Source organism: Aeromonas sp. 2MA4, from assembly GCF_029237305.1.
Classification (GTDB): Bacteria; Pseudomonadota; Gammaproteobacteria; order Enterobacterales; family Aeromonadaceae; genus Aeromonas; species Aeromonas salmonicida.
The window spans coordinates 1-20,283 of sequence record NZ_JAACFY010000031.1 but is presented as its reverse complement, the minus strand read 5'-3'; the positions used below and the strand labels follow the sequence as shown (position 1 = coordinate 20,283).

Genomic DNA, 20,283 nt, shown 5'->3' with positions numbered 1-20,283 from the left:
TAGAGATGGTAATGCCAGGCGACAACATCAAAATGGTTGTTACCCTGATTGCACCGATCGCAATGGACGACGGCCTGCGTTTCGCTATCCGTGAAGGTGGCCGTACCGTAGGTGCCGGTGTTGTAGCCAGCGTGATTGCTTAATCTTTGGCTTACATAAATAAAGCAAAGCCCCTATAATAGGGGCTTTCTTATGTAGGGGCGTAGTTCGAATTGGTAGAACAGCGGTCTCCAAAACCGATGGTTGCGGGTTCGAGTCCTGCCGCCCCTGCCATATACCTCGTCTCGTACGGGGCTTTTGTGTCTTTGGTTACGTCAGATACAGGTGGGTTGTATGAGTGTTAGTTCTGAGAGCCAGGGCGGAAGCAAGGATACCCTGCTTTGGGGCCTGGTTTTCATCATCCTGGCGGCCGCTGTAGTGGGTAATTACCTGCTCAACGATGTTGTCGCTGCCGTCCGCGCCCTGGGTGTGGTCGTTGTCATTGCTGCTGCTGGTGCAGTAGCCCTGCAAACCACCAAGGGAAAGGCGACACTGGCATTTGCCCGTGAGTCTCGCCTGGAAGTCCGCAAGGTCGTATGGCCGACCCGTCAGGAAGCCATTCAGACAACCCTGATTGTGCTGGCGGTGACTGCCGTGATGGGGCTGTTGCTGTTCATGCTGGACGGTGCCTTGGTCTGGTTGGTCAACTTGATTACCGGAGTGTAAGGATAAGCCATGACTGAACAACGTGAACAACGTATGAGATGGTATGTCGTGCAGGCATTCTCCGGCTATGAAGGTCGGGTAGCTAAATCCCTGCGCGAACATATCAAGATGCATGGCATGGAAGACATGTTCGGTGAAGTACTGGTCCCGACTGAAGAAGTGGTCGAGATGCGTGCTGGCCAGAAGCGCAAGAGTGAGCGCAAATTTTTCCCGGGCTACGTGCTGGTTCAGATGCTCATGGATGAAACCACATGGCACTTGGTGCGTAACGTACCGCGTGTGATGGGCTTCATTGGTGGCACCTCTGATCGCCCGGCTCCTATCTCTGATAAGGAAGCCGATGCGATCCTGAACCGTCTGCAAGATGCCCACGACAAGCCGCGTCCGAAAACCCTGTTTGAACCGGGTGAAATGGTGCGGGTTGCCGATGGTCCGTTCGCCGACTTCAACGGTACCGTTGAAGAGGTGGACTACGAGAAGAGCCGCGTGAAGGTCTCCGTTTTGATCTTCGGTCGCTCAACGCCGGTAGAACTGGATTTTGGTCAGGTCGAAAAGGGCTGATTAAACTCTGTACGTTAACGGTTGTCAGGGGCAGCGAATGTCACTATAATTCGCTGCCCCTTTATTAGTTGGGGAGCCGTTTGCAGGAGCATGTCTCCGAGGCGCTAGAACCCATTTCTGAGGTATTTTTCTAATGGCTAAGAAAGTCACAGCTTATATCAAGCTGCAAGTTAAGGCTGGCAGTGCTAACCCCAGCCCTCCCGTTGGTCCTGCTCTGGGTCAGCACGGTGTTAACATCATGGAATTCTGTAAGGCGTTCAACGCTCGTACAGAGAAGCTGGAAAAAGGCTCACCGACTCCGGTCGTGATCACCGTTTACAGCGACCGTTCCTTCACCTTCGAAACCAAGACTCCGCCCGCTGCCTTCCTGTTGAAGAAAGCTGCCGGTATCCAGTCTGGTTCAGCCAAGCCGAACAAAGACAAGGTTGGTAAGGTGACTGTTGCCCAGCTGCAAGAAATCGCCAAGACCAAAGAGCCGGATATGACCGGTGCCGATCTGGATGCAAAAGTACGTTGCATCGCAGGCTCCGCTCGTTCCATGGGCCTGGTAGTGGAGGATTAAGACAATGGCAAAACTTTCCAAGCGTATGCGCGTTATTCGCGAAAAAGTTGACGGTACCAAAGAGTACTCCATCAACGAAGCCATTGCCCTGCTGAAAGAACTGGCTACCGCCAAGTTCGTTGAAAGCGTTGACGTTGCTGTCAACCTGGGTATCGATGCTCGTAAATCTGACCAAAACGTTCGTGGTGCTACTGTACTGCCGCACGGTACCGGTCGTGATGTACGTGTTGCCGTATTCACCCAGGGTGCCAACGCCGAAGCTGCCAAAGCTGCCGGTGCTGAACTGGTTGGTATGGATGACCTGGCCGATCTGGTCAAGAAAGGCGAGATGAACTTCGACGTCGTGATCGCATCCCCGGATGCCATGCGTGTTGTTGGTCAACTGGGTCAAATCCTGGGCCCGCGTGGCCTGATGCCGAACCCGAAAGTCGGTACTGTAACCCCGAACGTTGCTGAAGCTGTGAAGAATGCCAAAGCCGGTCAGGTTCGTTACCGTAATGACAAGAATGGTATCATCCATACCACTCTGGGTAAGGTTTCTTTCGACGAAGTTCAGCTGAAAGAAAACTTGGAATCACTGCTGGTTGCCCTGAAAAAGGCTAAGCCGTCTTCCGCCAAAGGTATCTTCATCAAGAAAGTCAGCATCTCCACCACCATGGGTGCCGGTGTTGCTGTAGACCAAGCTTCTCTGGAAGCTCAGGGCTAATTGATGGATTTTACAAGGCGCAAAATTTAATCTATAATTTTGCGCCTTGATTGGTTGGGGGCTTCGACCTCCGTCCAAGACCGCAGGAGGCTGCAAAGCCTTAATCCTTCCTGCGTAGACGGTGCCGGAAACCCAGCGAGAAAGATTCTTTCTCTTCTGGAATCCTGCTACCGCATCGTTCCCCTCTGTTGTGAAGGTAGGGGGGATGTGTCAGTACTGAGTCATGAGACTCAGATTCAATCCAGGAGTTAAGCCAATGGCATTGGGACTCGAAGACAAAAAGGCAATTGTTGCTGAAGTCAACGAAGCTGCCAAAGGCGCCCTGTCCGCAGTTGTAGCCGATTCTCGCGGCGTCACTGTAGACAAGATGACCGTCCTGCGTAAAACCGCTCGTGAAGCCGGTGTGTACATGCGCGTTGTGCGTAACACCCTGCTGCGTCGTGCGGTTGAAGGTACCGAATTCGCGTGCCTGAACGACGTATTGACTGGTCCTACCTTGATTGCTTTCTCCAACGAACACCCGGGCGCTGCTGCTCGTCTGTTCAAAGAGTTTGCCAAAGCGAACCAAAAGTTCGAAATCAAGGCCGGCGCTTTTAACGGTGAGTTTATCGCCGCAGCACAAATTGATCGTCTGGCCACGCTGCCGACTTACGACGAAGCAATTGCGAAGTTGATGGCGACTATGAAAGAAGCCTCTGCTGGCAAGCTGGTTCGTACCATCGCTGCTGTGCGTGATCAGAAACAAGCTGCTGCTTGATTCTCGCCTATTTAGGCTGTTTGAGTTTATTCAACATCAGGAATTTTTGTCATGTCTATCACTAAAGACCAAATCATCGAAGCCGTTGCTTCCATGTCCGTAATGGAAGTTGTTGAGCTGATCGAAGCTATGGAAGAGAAGTTCGGTGTTTCTGCCGCTGTTGCTGTTGCTGCCGGTCCGGCTGCTGAAGCAGTAGAAGAGAAAACCGAGTTCGACGTAGTTCTGACTGCTGCTGGTGCCAACAAAGTTGCCGTCATCAAGGCTGTTCGTGCCGCTACCGGTCTGGGCCTGAAAGAAGCCAAGGACCTGGTAGAAGCCGCTCCTGCCAACCTGAAAGAAGCCATCTCCAAAGATGAAGCTGAAACTCTGAAGAAGCAGCTTGAAGAAGCTGGTGCTTCTGTTGAGATCAAATAATCTGCATTTATGTAGATTAGCCTGATAAAACAGGCTAGGGCTGGTGAATATTTGTTCACCAGCCTTTTTGCGCTGTAGACTGAGAGCATTTCACACCGTTTACGACTCTCGGTGCACCAGCAATCCGGACCGTATCATCGTCCGGGCCAACACAAAACGGTGTTGAGACAGAGCTGTCCCGCGGGACAGAGTGGGTCACTTATCAGCGAGCTGAGGAACCCTATGGTTTACTCTTATACCGAAAAAAAACGCATTCGTAAGGACTTCGGTAAGCGAGACCAGGTACTGGACACGCCTTATCTGTTGTCCATTCAGCTGGACTCCTTCAAGCAGTTCATCGAGGCTGACCCGGAAGGTGAATATGGCCTAGAGGCCGCTTTCCGTAGCGTTTTCCCGATCACCAGTTACTCCGGTAGTGCTGAGCTTCAGTATGTCAGCTATCGCCTGGGTGAGCCGGTATTTGACGTAAAAGAATGCCAGATCCGTGGAGTGACCTACTCCGCGCCGCTGCGTGTCAAGCTTCGTATGGTTCTGTACGATCGTGAAGCAGCTGCCGGCACCGTCAAAGACATCAAGGAACAAGAAGTATACATGGGCGAAATTCCGCTCATGACCGAGAACGGCACCTTTGTTATCAATGGTACCGAGCGGGTAATCGTCTCCCAGCTGCACCGTAGCCCGGGCGTCTTCTTCGACCACGATAAAGGCAAAACTCATTCATCCGGTAAGGTGCTGTATAACGCCCGCGTTATCCCCTACCGTGGTTCCTGGCTGGACTTCGAGTTTGATGCAAAAGACAACCTGTTTGTCCGTATCGACCGTCGTCGTAAATTGCCGGCTTCCATTATTCTGCGCGCCCTGGACTTCAGTTCCGAAGAAATCCTGGCCAACTTCTTCGAGACCATAGGTTTTGAAGTAAAAGATGGCAAGTTGATGATGGATCTGGTGCCGGAGCGCCTGCGTGGTGAAACTGCGACCTTTGACATCGTGGCCAATGGCGCCGTGGTGGTTGAGACCGGTCGTCGTGTGACTGCGCGTCACATCCGTCAGTTGGAAAAAGATGCCGTTACCCAGATTGAGGTACCGGTTGAGTATGTTGTTGGCAAAGTTGCTGCCAAGAACTACATGCATCCGCAAACTGGCGAAATGGTTGTGACTGCCAACCAGGCATTGAGCCTGGAAGCGGTTGCCAACCTGTCCCAAGCCGGCTTCAAGCACTTCGAGGTTCTGTTCACCAACGAACTGGATCACGGTGCCTACATGTCCGAGACCCTGCGTATCGACTCCAGCTCCAGCCGTTTGGAAGCCCTGGTCGAAATTTATCGCATGATGCGTCCGGGCGAGCCGCCCACCCGTGAAGCAGCAGAACAGCTGTTCGAGAACCTGTTCTTCTCTTCCGAGCGTTACGACCTGTCTACCGTAGGTCGGATGAAGTTCAACCGTCGTCTGTCCCGTGAAGATGAGACCGGCGCTGGCACTCTGACCAAAGACGACATCGTCGAAGTCATGAAGCGCCTGATCGACATCCGTAACGGCAATGACGAAGTGGACGATATCGACCACTTGGGTAACCGTCGTATCCGTTCTGTCGGTGAAATGGCTGAAAACCAGTTCCGTGTCGGTCTGGTGCGTGTCGAGCGTGCGGTCAAGGAGCGTCTCTCCCTGGGCGACCTGGACACTCTGATGCCGCAGGATCTGATCAACGCCAAGCCGATCTCCGCCGCAGTCAAAGAGTTCTTTGGTTCCAGCCAGCTGTCTCAGTTCATGGACCAAAACAACCCGCTGTCCGAAGTCACCCACAAGCGCCGTATCTCTGCGCTGGGCCCGGGTGGTTTGACCCGTGAGCGTGCCGGTTTTGAAGTTCGAGATGTGCACCCGACTCACTACGGTCGTCTGTGCCCTATCGAGACTCCTGAAGGTCCGAACATCGGTCTGATCAACTCTCTGTCCGTGTACTCTCGTACCAACGAGTATGGTTTCCTCGAGACGCCGTACCGTAAAGTCATTGACGGTGTGATCACCGACGAAGTGGACTATCTGTCTGCTATTGAAGAAGGCAAGTACGTGATCGCACAGGCTAACGCCGCGACCACCGAAGATGGCCGTCTGAAAGATGAATTGATCCCGTGCCGCCACAAAGGTGAATCCACCTTTATGAACGCCGACCAGATCCAGTATATGGACGTGAGCCCGCAGCAGATCGTATCTGTGGCAGCCGCTCTGATCCCCTTCCTGGAACACGATGATGCTAACCGAGCCCTGATGGGTTCGAACATGCAACGTCAGGCCGTACCGACTCTGCGTGCTGACAAGCCGCTGGTAGGTACCGGTATGGAACGCGCCGTGGCCGTTGACTCCGGTGTAACCGTAGTGGCCAAGCGTGGCGGCATGATCGACTACGTCGATGCCTCCCGTATCGTTATCAAGGTCAACGAAGATGAGCTGCTGCCAGGCGAAGCCGGCATCGACATCTACAGCCTGACCAAGTACACCCGTTCCAACCAGAACACCTGTATCAACCAGCGTCCTTGCGTGATGTTGGGTGAGCCGGTCATGGCCGGTGACGTGGTTGCTGACGGTCCGTCTACCGATCTGGGCGAACTGGCGCTGGGCCAAAACCTGCGCGTCGCGTTCATGCCGTGGAACGGTTACAACTTTGAAGACTCGATTCTGGTGAATGAGCGCGTTGTTCAGGAAGATCGCCTGACCACCATCCATATCCAGGAACTGGCCTGTATCTCCCGTGACACCAAGCTGGGTCCGGAAGAGATCACTGCCGACATCCCGAACGTGGGTGAAGCCGCTCTGTCCAAGCTGGACGAGTCCGGTATCGTCTACGTGGGTGCCGAAGTGAAGGGCGGCGACATTCTGGTCGGCAAGGTAACACCGAAAGGTGAAACCCAGCTAACGCCGGAAGAGAAGCTGCTGCGCGCCATCTTCGGTGAGAAGGCGTCCGATGTGAAGGACTCCTCCCTGCGTGTGCCGAACGGTGTGTACGGTACCGTGGTTGACGTGCAAGTCTTTACCCGCGATGGCGTGGAAAAAGACAAGCGCGCCAAAGAAATCGAAGAGATGCAGCTGAAGGAAGCGAAGAAGGACTTGACCGAAGAGTTCAAGATCCTGGAAGACGGCATTTTCGGCCGCTCCCGCAACCTGCTGCTGGCCGCCGGTTACAGCGAAGATCGTCTGAACAAGCTGGATCGTACCAAGTGGTTTGAATTGGCCATCGAAGATGAAGCCAAGCAGATCGAGCTGGAACAGATCGCCGAACAGCACATCGAGCTGAAAGCCGACTTCGACAAGAAGTTCGAGAACAAGCGTCGCAAGATTATCCAGGGTGATGATCTGGCGCCGGGCGTACTGAAAATCGTCAAGGTTTACCTGGCAGTCAAGCGTCGCATCCAACCGGGTGACAAGATGGCGGGCCGTCACGGTAACAAGGGTGTTATCTCCAAGATCTGCCCGGTCGAGGATATGCCTCATGACGAATACGGCCGTCCGGTCGACATCGTACTGAACCCCTTGGGCGTACCGTCCCGTATGAACATCGGTCAGATCCTCGAAGTACACCTGGGCCTTGCTGCCAAGGGTATCGGCGAGAAGATCGACCGCATGATCAAGGAACAGCGCGCGCTGCACGAGATGCGTGACTTCCTGCAACAGGTCTATGACCTGGGCGAGAAGGACACCAAGCAAGTGGACATCGCCGAGCTGTCTGACGACGACGTACGTACCCTGGTGGGTAACCTGCGCAAGGGTCTGCCGGTCGCTACACCTGTCTTTGATGGTGCTAAAGAGCACGAAATCAAAGCCTTGCTGAAGCTGGCCGATCTGCCGGAATCCGGTCAGATCTCCCTGTTCGACGGTCGTACCGGCAACGTCTTCGAGCGTAAGGTCACCGTGGGTTACATGTACATGCTGAAGCTGAACCACTTGGTAGACGACAAGATGCATGCGCGTTCTACCGGTTCTTACAGCCTGGTTACCCAGCAACCGCTGGGTGGTAAGGCGCAGTTCGGTGGTCAGCGTTTCGGTGAGATGGAAGTGTGGGCCCTGGAGGCTTACGGTGCGGCATATACCCTGCAGGAAATGCTGACCGTCAAGTCTGACGATGTGAATGGCCGTACCAAGATGTACAAAAACATCGTGGATGGCGACCACCGTATGGAGCCGGGCATGCCCGAATCCTTCAACGTACTGTTGAAGGAAATCCGCTCTCTGGGTATCAACATCGAGCTGGACGAAGAGTAAGAGCTCGCTCTTATTGTTCGAGAATTGACGTGGGCGCCCCGCTGCTTTGGCAGTAGGGGCGCCGAGGTTAGACTCCTGACAGGGGAAACACGTGAAAGACTTACTCAAGTTTTTGAAGGCTCAGACCAAGACCGAAGAGTTTGACAGTATTAAGATCGGTCTGGCCTCTCCTGACATGATCCGCTCCTGGTCATTCGGTGAGGTCAAAAAGCCTGAGACCATCAACTACCGGACTTTCAAGCCGGAACGTGATGGTCTGTTCTGTGCCCGTATCTTCGGACCGGTGAAGGACTACGAGTGTCTGTGCGGCAAGTACAAGCGCCTGAAACACCGTGGTGTGATCTGCGAGAAGTGTGGCGTAGAAGTGACCCAGACCAAGGTCCGTCGCGAGCGTATGGGCCATATCGAGCTGGCCAGCCCGACTGCCCACATCTGGTTCCTGAAGTCCCTGCCGTCCCGTATCGGTCTGCTGCTGGACATGACCCTGCGTGACATCGAGCGCGTGCTGTATTTCGAATCCTATGTAGTGATCGAACCCGGCATGACCAACCTCGAGCGCAGCCAGATGCTCTCCGAAGAGAACTATCTGGACGCACTGGAAGAGTGGGGCGACGAATTTGACGCCAAGATGGGTGCCGAAGCAATCCTTGCATTGCTGCGTGCCATCGATCTGGAAGGTGAAGTCAAGACCATGCGTGAGGAGCTGGATCAGACCAACTCCGAAACCAAGCGCAAGAAGACCACCAAGCGTCTGAAGCTGATGGAAGCCTTCCTGCAGTCCGGCAACAAGCCGGAGTGGATGATCATGACAGTGCTGCCTGTGCTGCCGCCGGACCTGCGTCCGCTGGTACCGCTGGACGGCGGCCGTTTCGCGACTTCCGATCTGAACGATCTGTATCGTCGCGTGATCAACCGTAACAATCGCTTGAAGCGTCTGCTGGACCTGGCTGCACCGGACATCATAGTGCGCAACGAAAAGCGCATGCTGCAAGAGTCCGTGGATGCCCTGCTGGACAACGGCCGTCGTGGTCGTGCCATCACAGGTTCCAACAAGCGTCCGCTGAAATCCTTGGCCGATATGATCAAGGGTAAGCAAGGTCGTTTCCGTCAAAACCTGCTGGGCAAGCGCGTCGACTACTCTGGTCGTTCCGTTATCACCGTAGGTCCGACCCTGCGTCTGCATCAGTGCGGTCTGCCGAAGAAGATGGCGCTGGAACTGTTCAAGCCGTTCATCTATGGCAAGCTGGAATCCCGCGGTCTGGCGACCACCATCAAGGCCGCCAAGAAGATGGTGGAGCGTGAAGAAGCTGTCGTTTGGGATATCCTGGACGAAGTGATCCGCGAACACCCGGTTCTGCTGAACCGTGCACCGACCCTGCACCGTCTGGGTATCCAGGCGTTTGAACCGACCCTGATCGAAGGCAAGGCCATCCAGCTGCACCCGCTCGTTTGTGCCGCCTATAACGCGGACTTCGATGGTGACCAGATGGCGGTCCACGTACCGCTGACCCTGGAAGCCCAGCTGGAAGCACGTGCGCTGATGATGTCTACCAACAACATCCTGTCGCCTGCCTCCGGTGAGCCGATCATTGTTCCTTCCCAGGACGTGGTCTTGGGTCTGTACTACATGACCCGTGCCCGTATCAACGCCAAGGGCGAAGGTATGGTGCTGGCCGGCCCGAAAGAGGCCGAGAAGGTATATCGCGCCGGTCTGGCCGATCTGCATGCTCGCGTCAAAGTACGTATCACCGAATATCTCCGTCAGGCAGATGATTCGCTGGTAGAGCGTACCGAGCTGAAGAACACCACTGTTGGTCGTGCTATCCTGAGCCTGATCCTGCCGAAAGGCATGGAATATGCCCTGATCGATGAGCCCAAGGTGCTGACTGCTGCAGAGCAGGCCGATCTGGATGCCAATCCGCAGAACTGGATCAAGAGTGTTTCCAACAAGGCGTTGGGTAAAAAGCTCATTTCCCGTCTGCTGAACACCTGCTACCGCAAGCAGGGTCTGAAGGACACCGTTATCTTCGCTGACCAGCTGATGTATACCGGTTTCCATTATGCGGCCCTGTCCGGTGCGTCCGTTGGTATCGATGACATGGTCATCCCGGATGCCAAGAAAGACATCATCGCCGCTGCCGAAGCCGAAGTTGCCGAGATCCAGGACCAGTTCCTGTCCGGTCTGGTGACCGCGGGCGAACGCTACAACAAGGTTATCGATATCTGGGCCAGCGCCAACGAGCGTGTTTCCAAGGCCATGATGGAGAACTTGTCCAAAGAGCGTGATGTCAACTCGCTGGGTGAAGAAGAAGAGCAAGCGTCGTTCAACAGCATCTTTATGATGGCCGACTCTGGTGCGCGGGGTTCCGCAGCCCAGATCCGTCAGCTGGCCGGTATGCGTGGCCTGATGGCCAAGCCGGATGGCTCCATCATCGAGACCCCTATCGTGGCTAACTTCCGCGAAGGTCTGAACGTACTGCAGTACTTCATCTCCACTCACGGTGCCCGTAAGGGTCTGGCGGATACCGCACTGAAGACGGCTAACTCCGGTTACCTGACTCGTCGTCTGGTTGACGTGGCACAAGACATGGTGATCACCGAGGACGATTGCGGCACTGTTGAAGGTCTGTGGATGACTCCGCTGATCGAAGGTGGTGACGTGGTCGAGCCGCTGCGTGAGCGCGTACTGGGCCGTGTGGTTGCCGATGACGTGATCAAGCCGGGTACTGAAGACGAAATTCTGGTAGCGCGCAACACCCTGCTCGACGAGCAGCTGTGTGACCTGCTGGAGCGCAACTCCGTTGACCGTGTGAAGGTACGTTCTGCCATCACCTGTGAAACTGACTTCGGTAACTGTGCTCACTGCTACGGCCGTGATCTGGCCCGTGGTCACCTGGTTAACAAGGGTGAGGCTGTCGGTGTTATCGCCGCCCAGTCCATCGGTGAACCGGGTACCCAGCTGACAATGCGTACTTTCCACATCGGTGGTGCCGCATCCCGAGCTGCTGCCGAGAGCAGCATCCAGGTCAAGAACACAGGTAGCATCAAGCTGCAGAACGCCAAGTTCGTTCACAACAGCGATGACAAACTGGTTATCACCTCCCGTTCTACCGAACTGACCATCATGGATGACATGGGCCGTACCAAGGAAAGCCACAAGCTGCCTTACGGTTCCGTGCTGGAAGTGAAAGATGGCCAGGCCGTGAGCGCCGGTGATACCGTCGCCAACTGGGATCCGCATACCCACCCGATCATCACTGAAGTGGCGGGTCGCCTCCAGTTCGAGCACATGATCGATGGCGTGACCATCACTCGTCAGACCGACGAGCTGACCGGTCTCTCCTCTATCGTCGTGCTGGATGTCAACGAACGTCCGAGCGCCGGTAAAGAGATGCGTCCGACCGTGAAGCTGGTCGACCAGAACGGCAAGGATGTCATGATCCCGGGTACCGACGTTGCCGCCCAGTACTTCCTGCCGGGCAAGGCAATCGTGAACCTGGAAGATGGTGCCAACGTGGGCGTGGGTGACGCGGTCGCGCGTATCCCGCAAGAGTCCAGTGGTACCAAGGACATCACCGGTGGTCTGCCGCGCGTTGCGGATCTGTTCGAAGCACGTCAACCGAAGGAACCGGCTATCCTGGCCGAGATCTCCGGTACCATCTCCTTCGGGAAAGAGACCAAGGGCAAACGCCGTCTGGTCATTACCCCGACTGATGGTGGCGACGTCTACGAGGAGATGATTCCGAAGTGGCGTAACCTGAACGTGTTCGAAGGTGAAAAAGTCGAGAAGGGTGAAGTGCTGGCAGACGGTCCTGAATCTGCTCACGACATCCTGCGTCTGCGCGGTATCAGCCCGGTCGCCAACTACATCGCCAACGAAGTGCAGGACGTTTACCGTCTGCAAGGCGTTAAGATCAACGACAAGCACATCGAAGTCATCGTTCGTCAGATGCTGCGCAAGTGCGAGATCCTGAGCGCTGGCGACACTGACCTTATCGAAGGCGAGCAGGTTGAAGTGGCTCGCGTGAAGATTGCCAACCGTAAGCTGGTTGCCGAGGGCAAGACTCCGGCCACCTTCCGTCATATCCTGATGGGTATTACCAAGGCATCCCTGAGCACAGAGTCCTTCATCTCCGCGGCTTCCTTCCAGGAAACCACTCGTGTTCTGACCGAAGCGGCCGTTGGCGGCAAGCGTGATGAACTGCGTGGCCTGAAAGAGAACGTGATCGTGGGTCGTCTGATCCCGGCTGGTACCGGCTTTGCCTACCACCATGCCCGGATCAACCAGCGTGCCGCCGCAGCCCGTGCTGTTGGTGTACCGCAGGTGACTGCCGACGAAGCTCAGCAAAATCTGGCGGATCTGCTCAACGCATCCGGCAGCTTTGACGAAGAGTAATCTTCTGCTGCAGTGATCGAAAAGGGCTCCTTCAAGGGGCCCTTTTTATTGGCTGTTTTCTCGTCAAAGCCAGTCGCCACGCGGATATTCGGATGATCCAGAGCAAGGTTGGAGAGTAAAAAATCAAAAAAAGTTGACTTTGCCCCCCCGCAATTGAAAACTCGGGAAAGTTGAATGGTTATTACAGAGGTAGAACATGACTGTCGGTATCGAGGAAGTGATGCTTCCCGAAGAGCAACTGATCGGTCGCACTTTTACAGACGAAGACAGGGAATTGTTGCGCTCCTATGGAGGGCTTATCGAAGGCTTGGCCGAATTGTTCGGCAAGCACTGTGAAGTGGTTCTTCACTCCCTGGAAAATCTGCACGAGTCCGTGATCAAGATTGCCAACGGGTTCAATACGGGACGGAATGAGGGGGCCCCCATTACCGATCTCGCGCTGCGTATGCTCAAGGACATAGAGAATACCGGCCAGGATTACACCCAGAGTTATTTTGCTCGCAGCCGTACCGGTGCCCTGATGAAGTCGAGTACCATCGCCATCAGGAACAGTGACAAGCAGGTGATCGGTCTTATCTGCATCAACTTGCACATCAATGCGCCTTTTCACGAGTTTGTCGCCGAGTTTTTTCCGACGCCGCAACAAGTTGAGCGCCAGTCACCGGAGACGTTTGCCAACAGTGTGGAAGAGCTGGTCGCCCAGACGGTGGATAACACCATTGATGAGATCAACCGTGATCCGACCGTTGCCAACAATGCTAAAAACAGGTTTATCGTGACCCAGCTGTTCGAGAAGGGCATATTTGATATCAAGGACTCGATCAATCTGGTCGCCGACAAACTGAATATTTCCAAACATACCGTTTATCTGTACATCCGACAGCGCAAGCAGGGTGAAGACGAGAACGAGTAAGCGCCATAGAAGGGGATAGACAAGAATGGCTAAAGAAGTTATTGCAACCGACAAGGCACCAGCCGCAATTGGTCCGTATGTTCAGGCTACCAAACTGGGCGAGCTGGTCTTCACCTCCGGGCAGATCCCGCTTGATCCTGCCACCATGGAGATCGTGGCTGGCGGCGTCGAAGCGCAGGCCGAGCAGGTGATGAAGAACCTGGTTGCAGTATTGAAGGCGGCGGGTGCCGACACCAGCAAGGTGCTGAAGACCACCTGTTTCCTCAGCGACATGAACAACTTCGTTGCCTTTAACCAGGTTTATGCACGCTACTTTGGTGACTCGGCGCCGGCCCGCTCCTGTGTGGAAGTGGCCCGTCTGCCCAAAGATGTGCTGGTTGAAGTCGAAGCCATCGCTTACGTCTGATCCACGGCTGAATGAAGAGCCCCTCCCTGGAGGGGCTTTTTTGTTTTTGGCGTAGAATGGACAGAGACCTGCACAGGAGTCCGGATATGAGTTTGAGTTTCGCCCTGTTGGTGACGGGGCCTGCCTATGGCACCCAGTCGGCCAGCACCGCCTACCGTTTTGCCTTGAGCCTCATCGAACAAGGGCATCGGCTATCACACCTGTTCTTCTATCAGGATGGAGTCTGCAATGGCAACGAACTGCACGCTCCCGCCTCCGATGAGAGCAACCTGGTGGCGCTGTGGCGTGAGTTGGCCATAGGGCAGGGGATACGTATCGATGTGTGCGTTGCTGCCGCCATGCGGCGTGGTGTGCTTGATGAGACTGAGGCGAAGGGGGCAGGCAAGGTGCAGTTCAACCTGCAGGCACCATTTTGCTTGAGTGGGCTGGGTCAGCTGGCTGAAGCCAGCCTGACCGCCGATCGCTTTGTCCAGTTCTAGGAGGGTGAGATGAACAAGATAGCTTTCATCTGTCGGCGTGGTCCCCATGGTACCGCCGCCGGACGGGAAGGGCTGGATGCCTTGCTGGCGACCTCGGCGCTGACCGAGTCGCTCGCCCTGTTCCTCATCGGTGACGGTGTCTTGCAACTGGTCAGGGAGCAGCATCCTCAAGCCATCTTGCAGCGCCACTATGCACCGACCTTCAAGCTGCTGGAGCTGTATGACATCGAGGAAGTCTATGTGTGTGCCGACTCGCTTGCCGAACGTGGTCTGACGATGGATGACCTGCTGATCCCTGCTGAGAGCCTCTCCCGTGCCGATATCTGCCGCCAGTGGGGCCAATGCGCTACCCATATCTGTTTTTGAGGTGACCATGATACAGCTGATACTGACGTCCCCCTTCCTGAGCCAGGATCTGGAACAGGCGCTCTGCTATCGCCAGCCGGATGACCTCTTGGTGCTGATGCAGGATGCCGTTATCGCGGCTACGGCCCCTCAATGGTGCGAGCGATTGGCAGATATTCCGCTCTATGTGATGCGAGAAGACTTGCAGGCGAGGGGATTGCAGCAGAGGATCGGGATGGATCTGGATATGGCCGGTCTGGTCGCGTTGATCGCCGAAAAAGGGTCACCACAGACCTGGGGCGGCTAGCATCCATTTTTATCGATGAAGTTCAGTCAGTTATGACTCTTTACAAGGGATCCATTGTGCCCTTTTGCGGCACGGATTGTATAAATCTTGACTCCCTTGACAACAGGGCATAAAATTTCGCGTCCCCGTATCTGCGGGGAGGATTTTTCACATGTTTATGAAGTCATTATCAGGAGCCTTTTGATGGCAACTATTAACCAGTTGGTTCGCAAGCCACGCATCAAGCTCGTTGTTAAAAGCAACGTGCCTGCGCTGGAAGCGTGCCCTCAGAAGCGTGGCGTGTGCACTCGTGTATATACCACCACCCCGAAGAAGCCTAACTCTGCACTGCGTAAAGTATGCCGTGTACGTCTGACCAACGGCTTCGAAGTCACCTCCTATATCGGTGGTGAAGGTCACAACCTGCAAGAGCACTCCGTTGTGCTGATCCGTGGCGGTCGTGTAAAAGACTTGCCAGGTGTTCGTTACCACACCGTTCGTGGTGCGTTGGACTGTGCCGGTGTTAAAGACCGTAAGCAGGCTCGCTCCAAGTATGGCGTGAAGCGTCCGAAAGCTTAATGGTTCTCCGTTAAGTAAGGCCAAACGTTAATTCGTTTCTAGTTAGATAACTTTCTAGTTTTGGGTAACCCCTGAAGTTACGGAGAATTTGAAATGCCAAGACGTCGTGTTGTTGGTCAGCGTAAAATCCTGCCGGATCCCAAGTTCGGATCAGAGCTGCTGGCTAAATTTGTCAACGTAGTAATGGTTGACGGTAAGAAATCTGTTTCCGAAGCCATCGTATATGGCGCGCTGGACATCATTGCCACCAAATCTGGCAAAGATCACCTGGCCGTATTCGAAGAAGCCCTGGACAACATTCGTCCGGCCGTCGAGGTTAAATCTCGTCGTGTCGGTGGTGCAACCTATCAGGTGCCGGTAGAAGTTCGTCCGGTCCGTCGCAATGCCCTGGCAATGCGCTGGTTGGTTGACGCCGCTCGTAAACGTGGTGAAAAATCAATGGCTCAGCGTTTGGCTGGCGAGCTGCTGGATGCCGCTGACAATAAGGGTTCGTCTGTCAAGAAACGTGAAGACGTTCACCGTATGGCTGAAGCGAACAAGGCCTTCGCTCACTTCCGCTGGTAATCCGCTTGCGCAGGGTCTTTTGGCTCTGCGCACCTTCAGTTATCTAGGGGTCCGCTCCTAGTAAGAGGATGACAATGGCTCGTACAACCCCCATTGAGCGTTATCGTAATATCGGTATCTCCGCTCACATCGACGCCGGTAAGACTACTACTACCGAGCGCGTTCTGTTTTACACCGGTGTAAGTCACAAGATCGGTGAAGTTCACGATGGCGCAGCCACCATGGACTGGATGGAACAGGAACAAGAGCGTGGTATCACCATCACCTCCGCCGCGACCACCGCTTTCTGGTCCGGTATGGGTAAACAGTTCCAACCGCACCGTATCAACATCATCGATACCCCCGGCCACGTTGACTTTACTATCGAAGTAGAGCGTTCAATGCGTGTTCTGGACGGCGCCGTGATGGTGTACTGTGCCGTAGGTGGCGTACAGCCACAGTCTGAGACCGTATGGCGTCAGGCTAACAAATACAAAGTTCCCCGTATTGCGTTCGTCAACAAGATGGACCGTACCGGTGCGAACTATCTGCGCTGCGTTGAGCACATCAAGACCCGTCTGAAAGGTACCCCGGTTCCTCTGCAACTGAACATCGGTTCAGAAGAGAACTTCAAGGGCGTTATCGACCTGGTCAAGATGAAAGCCATCAACTGGAGCGAAGCTGACCAAGGCGTATCCTTCGATTACGAAGAGATCCCGGCCGAGCTGCTGGAACAGGCGCAAGAAATGCGCATGTCCCTGGTTGAAGCCGCTGCTGAAGCGTCTGAAGACCTGATGGAAAAATACCTGGGTGGTGAAGAACTGACCGAGGAAGAGATCAAGAAAGCTCTTCGTCTGCGCGTTCTGAACAATGAAATCATCCTGGTTACCTGTGGCTCCGCGTTCAAGAACAAGGGCGTACAGGCCATGCTGGATGCCGTGGTTGACTATCTGCCGGCTCCGACCGACGTAGCTGCCATCGACGGCCTGAAGCTGGACGGCGTTACCAAAGACGAGCGTCATGCATCTGATGACGAGCCGTTCGCTGCTCTGGCGTTCAAGATTGCCACCGACCCGTTCGTAGGCAACCTGACCTTCTTCCGCGTTTACTCCGGTGTGGTTAACTCCGGTGACTCAGTGCTGAACTCTGTCAAAGAGAAGCGCGAGCGTTTCGGCCGTATCGTTCAGATGCATGCCAACAAGCGTGAAGAGATCAAAGAAGTTCGCGCAGGCGATATCGCTGCCGCCATCGGTCTGAAAGACGTGACCACTGGTGACACCCTGTGTGACGAAAAATCACCGATCATCCTCGAGCGTATGGAATTCCCGGAGCCGGTAATCTCCATCGCGGTTGAGCCGAAAACCAAGGCTGACCAAGAGAAGATGGGTCTGGCACTCGGCCGTCTGGCGCAGGAAGATCCGTCTTTCCGCGTATGGACTGACGAAGAATCTGGCCAAACCATCATCGCCGGTATGGGTGAGCTGCACCTGGACATCATCGTTGACCGTATGCGTCGCGAGTTCAAGGTTGAAGCGAACGTAGGTAAGCCTCAGGTTGCCTACCGTGAAACCATCCGCGAAACCGTCAAGGATGTCGAAGGCAAGCACGCCAAGCAGTCTGGTGGTCGTGGTCAGTACGGTCACGTCGTTATCGACATGTACCCGCTGGAAGCCGGCAAAGCCTACGAGTTCGTTAACGACATCAAAGGCGGCGTGATTCCTGGTGAATACATTCCGGGTGTTGACAAGGGTATCCGTGAGCAGCTGAAATCCGGCCCGCTGGCAGGCTATCCGGTAATGGATCTGGGCGTGCGTCTGCACTTCGGTTCTTACCATGATGTTGACTCCTCCGAACTGGCGTTCAAAATCGCTGCTTCCATGGCCTTCAAGTCTGGTTACATGAAAGCCAATCCGGTACTGCTCGAACCGATCATGAAGGTCGAAGTCGAGACTCCGGAAGATTACATGGGCGATGTTATCGGTGACCTGAACCGTCGTCGTGGCCTGATCGAAGGTATGGAAGACGGCCCGTCCGGCAAGATCGTACGTGCCCTGGTTCCGCTGGCCGAAATGTTCGGTTATGCGACCGCACTGCGTTCCGCTACCCAAGGTCGTGCTTCCTACGCAATGGAATTCGCTAAGTACTCCGACGCCCCGAACAACGTGGCTCAGGCAGTTATCGAAGAGCGCAAATCCAAGTAATTTATGATTCCCCGCCTACGACGGTAGGCGGGTTTAACCTAGAAGGACTACGTCGTGTCTAAAGAAAAATTTGAGCGTAACAAACCGCACGTTAACGTGGGTACCATCGGCCACGTTGACCACGGTAAAACCACTCTGACTGCCGCCATCACCAACGTGCTGGCCAAGCACTTCGGTGGTAAAGCTTTCGCCTTCGACCAGATCGACAAGGCACCGGAAGAGCGTGAGCGTGGTATCACCATCAACACCTCCCACGTAGAATACGACACCGCCATCCGTCACTACGCGCACGTAGATTGCCCGGGTCACGCCGACTACGTTAAAAACATGATCACCGGTGCTGCCCAGATGGACGGCGCGATCCTGGTAGTAGCCGCGACCGACGGCCCGATGCCGCAAACTCGTGAGCACATCCTGCTGGGTCGCCAGGTTGGTATCCCGTACATGATCGTGTTCATGAACAAGTGCGACATGGTAGATGACGAAGAGCTGCTCGAACTGGTCGAGATGGAAGTTCGTGAACTGCTGACCGAGTATGACTTCCCGGGTGATGACCTGCCGGTAGTTCGTGGTTCCGCGCTGAAAGCGCTGGAAGGCGACGCTGCATGGGAAGAGAAGATCATCGAGCTGGCTGGCCACCTGGATACCTATATCCCGGAGCCGGAGCGCGCAATTGACCTGCCGTTCCTGATGCCTATCGAAGACGTATTCTCCATCGCTGGCCGTGGTACCGTAGTAACCGGTCGTGTAGAGCGCGGTATCGTCAAAGTCGGTGAGACTGTAGAAATCGTGGGTATCAAAGATACCGTTTCTACCACCTGTACCGGTGTTGAAATGTTCCGCAAGCTGCTGGACGAAGGTCGTGCAGGCGAGAACATCGGCGCGCTGCTGCGTGGCGTCAAGCGTGAAGACGTAGAGCGTGGTCAGGTACTGGCCAAGCCGGGCTCCATCAAGCCGCACACCAAGTTTGAATCTGAAGTGTACGTACTGTCCAAAGAAGAAGGTGGTCGTCATACCCCGTTCTTCAAAGGCTACCGTCCGCAGTTCTACTTCCGTACAACCGACGTGACCGGTACCATCGAACTGCCGGAAGGCGTAGAGATGGTAATGCCAGGCGACAACATCAAAATGGTTGTTACCCTGATTGCACCGATCGCAATGGACGACGGCCTGCGTTTCGCTATCCGTGAAGGTGGCCGTACCGTAGGTGCCGGTGTTGTAGCTAGCGTAATCGCTTAATCGATTCGTTATTACAAACATCAAAAGGGGTGGCTTCGGCCGCCCCTTTTTCTTTTTGGGTCTTATGCCTTATGAGATACTTTGCAAAATCATTTATTGAGGTAGTCCCCAGTGAGCAAGCCCGCCATTTTTCTGGACCGTGACGGTGTCATCAACGAAGACACAGGTTATGTCAGCCAAGTCGATGACTTCCATTTCCTGCCCGGTGTGATCGAAGCCCTGCAACTGTTAAAGAAGAAAGGCTATCTGTTGATCGTCGTTACCAATCAGTCTGGTATTGCCCGCGGCTACTTCAGTGAAGATGACTTCATGAATCTGACCGAATGGATGGATTGGTCACTGGCCGATCGGGATGTGGATCTCGATGGAATCTATTTCTGTCCACATCACCCGGATCTCGGCACCCCTTGTGATTGCCGCAAACCTGAACCTGGCATGTTGCTGTTGGCACAACAGGAGCTGGACGTCGACATGAGTCGTTCTTATATGGTTGGCGACAAACCTTCCGACCTGAAAGCGGCTGCCAGTGCCAAGGTTGGTCATAAAGTCATGGTGCGTACTGGCAAACCTGTGACTGACGCCGGCATCGCCTTGGCGGATGCCATCTACGACAACCTGCACGCTTTCGCCGTTTCAGTGCCTGTCGCGGGCTGATTTCGTGCGCTTAACATGCGTATTGGTGGCTTTATGAGCGAACGGTTGATGAAAGCCATCTTTTTGCAATTATCTGCTTGCCAGAAAGATTCAACTCCCTATAATGCGCCTCCATCGACAGGGCAAGCGGCAACGCAGAAAGCCAAGTCGATAACCTCAAAAAGCCTTTGAAAATAAGGCTTGACTCGAGAAGGCGGTTGAGTAGAATTCCACTCCCGCAGCAACACACTGTTGCGTCGCTCTTTAACAATTTGAATCAAGCAATCTGTGTGGGCACTCACAGCAT

At 54.7% G+C, this 20,283-nt stretch carries 19 protein-coding genes, 1 tRNA gene and 1 pseudogene; 20 read left to right on the top strand and 1 reads right to left on the bottom strand.

Annotation, left to right across the window (positions count from 1 at the left end; all coding sequences use genetic code 11):
• From tuf (GWQ31_RS21260) to gmhB, 20 genes and pseudogenes are all read left to right on the top strand, one after another.
• Positions 1 to 143, top strand: a pseudogene (gene tuf / locus GWQ31_RS21260) (elongation factor Tu); the annotation flags it as partial.
• A 53-nt stretch (positions 144 to 196) separates the two neighbouring features.
• Positions 197 to 273, top strand: a tRNA-Trp gene (locus GWQ31_RS21255).
• 60 nt (positions 274 to 333) lie between these two features.
• Positions 334 to 705, top strand: a complete 372-nt coding sequence (gene secE / locus GWQ31_RS21250; protein WP_005318552.1) for a preprotein translocase subunit SecE — start codon at positions 334 to 336, stop codon at positions 703 to 705.
• Positions 706 to 714: 9 nt separating this feature from the next.
• On the top strand, positions 715 to 1,266 hold the full coding sequence (nusG, locus tag GWQ31_RS21245) for a transcription termination/antitermination protein NusG (protein WP_005318554.1): 552 nt from the start codon (positions 715 to 717) through the stop codon (positions 1,264 to 1,266).
• Positions 1,267 to 1,399: 133 nt separating this feature from the next.
• Complete coding sequence (gene rplK, locus GWQ31_RS21240; RefSeq protein ID WP_005318556.1) at positions 1,400 to 1,828, top strand: 50S ribosomal protein L11; 429 nt, start codon at positions 1,400 to 1,402, stop codon at positions 1,826 to 1,828.
• Positions 1,829 to 1,832: 4 nt separating this feature from the next.
• The gene (gene rplA, locus GWQ31_RS21235; protein WP_005318560.1) at positions 1,833 to 2,534 is read left to right on the top strand and encodes a 50S ribosomal protein L1; all 702 of its coding nucleotides are present in this window, start codon (positions 1,833 to 1,835) and stop codon (positions 2,532 to 2,534) included.
• A 256-nt stretch (positions 2,535 to 2,790) separates the two neighbouring features.
• Entirely contained in the window at positions 2,791 to 3,291 is a 501-nt protein-coding gene (rplJ, locus tag GWQ31_RS21230) for a 50S ribosomal protein L10 (protein ID WP_005318563.1), read from the top strand.
• A 51-nt stretch (positions 3,292 to 3,342) separates the two neighbouring features.
• The gene (rplL, locus tag GWQ31_RS21225; protein ID WP_005318565.1) at positions 3,343 to 3,705 is read left to right on the top strand and encodes a 50S ribosomal protein L7/L12; all 363 of its coding nucleotides are present in this window, start codon (positions 3,343 to 3,345) and stop codon (positions 3,703 to 3,705) included.
• A 222-nt stretch (positions 3,706 to 3,927) separates the two neighbouring features.
• Entirely contained in the window at positions 3,928 to 7,956 is a 4,029-nt protein-coding gene (rpoB, locus tag GWQ31_RS21220) for a DNA-directed RNA polymerase subunit beta (protein ID WP_169046969.1), read from the top strand.
• Between the two features lie 91 nt (positions 7,957 to 8,047).
• Positions 8,048 to 12,352: a DNA-directed RNA polymerase subunit beta' gene (gene rpoC, locus GWQ31_RS21215; protein ID WP_005318570.1), complete on the top strand. Its 4,305-nt coding sequence runs from the start codon at positions 8,048 to 8,050 to the stop codon at positions 12,350 to 12,352.
• A 196-nt stretch (positions 12,353 to 12,548) separates the two neighbouring features.
• Positions 12,549 to 13,265 carry a transcriptional regulator gene (locus GWQ31_RS21210; RefSeq protein WP_005318572.1) on the top strand — a complete coding sequence of 239 codons (717 nt, stop codon included), beginning with the start codon at positions 12,549 to 12,551 and terminating at the stop codon, positions 13,263 to 13,265.
• A 25-nt stretch (positions 13,266 to 13,290) separates the two neighbouring features.
• Positions 13,291 to 13,671 carry a RidA family protein gene (locus GWQ31_RS21205; RefSeq protein ID WP_005318574.1) on the top strand — a complete coding sequence of 127 codons (381 nt, stop codon included), beginning with the start codon at positions 13,291 to 13,293 and terminating at the stop codon, positions 13,669 to 13,671.
• A gap of 86 nt (positions 13,672 to 13,757) precedes the next feature.
• Positions 13,758 to 14,150, top strand: coding sequence for a sulfurtransferase complex subunit TusD (tusD, locus tag GWQ31_RS21200; RefSeq protein WP_005318576.1), 393 nt, complete (start codon positions 13,758 to 13,760; stop codon positions 14,148 to 14,150).
• Positions 14,151 to 14,159: 9 nt separating this feature from the next.
• On the top strand, positions 14,160 to 14,516 hold the full coding sequence (gene tusC, locus GWQ31_RS21195; RefSeq protein ID WP_234579243.1) for a sulfurtransferase complex subunit TusC: 357 nt from the start codon (positions 14,160 to 14,162) through the stop codon (positions 14,514 to 14,516).
• A gap of 7 nt (positions 14,517 to 14,523) precedes the next feature.
• Positions 14,524 to 14,802 carry a sulfurtransferase complex subunit TusB gene (gene tusB, locus GWQ31_RS21190; RefSeq protein WP_017412466.1) on the top strand — a complete coding sequence of 93 codons (279 nt, stop codon included), beginning with the start codon at positions 14,524 to 14,526 and terminating at the stop codon, positions 14,800 to 14,802.
• Between the two features lie 183 nt (positions 14,803 to 14,985).
• Positions 14,986 to 15,360, top strand: a complete 375-nt coding sequence (gene rpsL, locus GWQ31_RS21185) for a 30S ribosomal protein S12 (protein WP_005306278.1) — start codon at positions 14,986 to 14,988, stop codon at positions 15,358 to 15,360.
• A 93-nt stretch (positions 15,361 to 15,453) separates the two neighbouring features.
• Positions 15,454 to 15,924, top strand: a complete 471-nt coding sequence (gene rpsG, locus GWQ31_RS21180) for a 30S ribosomal protein S7 (RefSeq protein WP_005318583.1) — start codon at positions 15,454 to 15,456, stop codon at positions 15,922 to 15,924.
• A gap of 74 nt (positions 15,925 to 15,998) precedes the next feature.
• A complete protein-coding gene (fusA, locus tag GWQ31_RS21175) occupies positions 15,999 to 18,104 on the top strand; it encodes an elongation factor G (protein WP_005318585.1) in 2,106 nt (701 codons plus the stop codon).
• A gap of 54 nt (positions 18,105 to 18,158) precedes the next feature.
• Complete coding sequence (gene tuf / locus GWQ31_RS21170) at positions 18,159 to 19,343, top strand: elongation factor Tu (protein WP_059168183.1); 1,185 nt, start codon at positions 18,159 to 18,161, stop codon at positions 19,341 to 19,343.
• Between the two features lie 111 nt (positions 19,344 to 19,454).
• The gene (gene gmhB, locus GWQ31_RS21165) at positions 19,455 to 19,997 is read left to right on the top strand and encodes a D-glycero-beta-D-manno-heptose 1,7-bisphosphate 7-phosphatase (protein WP_275910218.1); all 543 of its coding nucleotides are present in this window, start codon (positions 19,455 to 19,457) and stop codon (positions 19,995 to 19,997) included.
• A 98-nt stretch (positions 19,998 to 20,095) separates the two neighbouring features.
• On the opposite strand, the gene GWQ31_RS21160 is transcribed toward gmhB, so the two are convergent.
• Positions 20,096 to 20,283: hypothetical protein (locus GWQ31_RS21160; protein WP_275910217.1), on the bottom strand; the 188-nt coding region annotated here is incomplete at its 5' end.

What these genes read in the sequence shown, in the direction of transcription:
- secE (WP_005318552.1), top strand. Translation starts at nt 334, where the DNA reads ATGAGTGTTAGTTCTGAGAGCCAGGGCGGAAGCAAGGATACCCTGCTT.
- nusG (WP_005318554.1), top strand. Translation starts at nt 715, where the DNA reads ATGACTGAACAACGTGAACAACGTATGAGATGGTATGTCGTGCAGGCA.
- rplK (WP_005318556.1), top strand. Translation starts at nt 1,400, where the DNA reads ATGGCTAAGAAAGTCACAGCTTATATCAAGCTGCAAGTTAAGGCTGGC.
- rplA (WP_005318560.1), top strand. Translation starts at nt 1,833, where the DNA reads ATGGCAAAACTTTCCAAGCGTATGCGCGTTATTCGCGAAAAAGTTGAC.
- rplJ (WP_005318563.1), top strand. Translation starts at nt 2,791, where the DNA reads ATGGCATTGGGACTCGAAGACAAAAAGGCAATTGTTGCTGAAGTCAAC.
- rplL (WP_005318565.1), top strand. Translation starts at nt 3,343, where the DNA reads ATGTCTATCACTAAAGACCAAATCATCGAAGCCGTTGCTTCCATGTCC.
- rpoB (WP_169046969.1), top strand. Translation starts at nt 3,928, where the DNA reads ATGGTTTACTCTTATACCGAAAAAAAACGCATTCGTAAGGACTTCGGT.
- GWQ31_RS21210 (WP_005318572.1), top strand. Translation starts at nt 12,549, where the DNA reads ATGACTGTCGGTATCGAGGAAGTGATGCTTCCCGAAGAGCAACTGATC.
- GWQ31_RS21205 (WP_005318574.1), top strand. Translation starts at nt 13,291, where the DNA reads ATGGCTAAAGAAGTTATTGCAACCGACAAGGCACCAGCCGCAATTGGT.
- tusD (WP_005318576.1), top strand. Translation starts at nt 13,758, where the DNA reads ATGAGTTTGAGTTTCGCCCTGTTGGTGACGGGGCCTGCCTATGGCACC.
- tusC (WP_234579243.1), top strand. Translation starts at nt 14,160, where the DNA reads ATGAACAAGATAGCTTTCATCTGTCGGCGTGGTCCCCATGGTACCGCC.
- tusB (WP_017412466.1), top strand. Translation starts at nt 14,524, where the DNA reads ATGATACAGCTGATACTGACGTCCCCCTTCCTGAGCCAGGATCTGGAA.
- rpsL (WP_005306278.1), top strand. Translation starts at nt 14,986, where the DNA reads ATGGCAACTATTAACCAGTTGGTTCGCAAGCCACGCATCAAGCTCGTT.
- rpsG (WP_005318583.1), top strand. Translation starts at nt 15,454, where the DNA reads ATGCCAAGACGTCGTGTTGTTGGTCAGCGTAAAATCCTGCCGGATCCC.
- fusA (WP_005318585.1), top strand. Translation starts at nt 15,999, where the DNA reads ATGGCTCGTACAACCCCCATTGAGCGTTATCGTAATATCGGTATCTCC.